The organism is Caballeronia sordidicola, assembly GCF_001544455.2.
Lineage (GTDB): Bacteria > Pseudomonadota > Gammaproteobacteria > Burkholderiales > Burkholderiaceae > Caballeronia > Caballeronia sordidicola.
In genome coordinates this window covers 1-617 of record NZ_FCOC02000072.1, presented here as the reverse complement: position 1 = coordinate 617, position 617 = coordinate 1, and the positions used below count along the sequence as shown (strand labels likewise).

1 protein-coding gene is annotated in these 617 nt (G+C 59.8%); it reads left to right on the top strand.

The genetic code is table 11. The features are described 5' to 3' along the window. On the top strand, window positions 1-617 hold a 617-nt coding region (locus tag AWB64_RS30630), incomplete at both ends, for a hypothetical protein (protein WP_157766748.1).

Here is a 617-nt window from a genome sequence, read left to right as displayed (position 1 = left end):
ACCGTTGACACGAACGGCAAGGCAACCAACGCATTCGTGGCATACGACAGCACGGCCAAGAACTCGGTCACGTTGGGCGGCGGCACGGCGGGTACGACCATCACCAACCTGAAGGCTGGCATTGCCAACTCGGACGCAGTTGCAGTGTCCCAGCTCAAGTCGGCAGGCTTTACGCTCGACGCAAGCGGCAATGTAACGACCCCGGCGGTGGTTTACACGGCAGGTTCCATTGCCTCTGGCAAGCCGAACGTGACGCTCAATGCAGGTACGGGCAACAGCCCGTACTTCAAGAACGGCGATCGCAAGCAGGGCTTGTTGCCTGTTGGCACCGTGATCAGCAACGTGGCAAACGGCATTCAGGACACGGACGCAGCGAGCGTTGGTCAGGTGAACGACATCGTGAACCAGACCGGTGGCTCTGCTCCTTCTCTTTTGCAGGGTGGGCTCCTGCAGGCGACTTCAACCGGATCGGGTGTAGTCACAACAGGTCTGGGCACGTCATACAAGACGGCTGCCTACTACTCGCAGGTGGCGGGTATGGGTGACGCTACGGGTTCAACGCCGCCTTCGGACGTAGCGCGTGCAGAAGGACTTGCATCAATTGCAGTTGGCTCGAA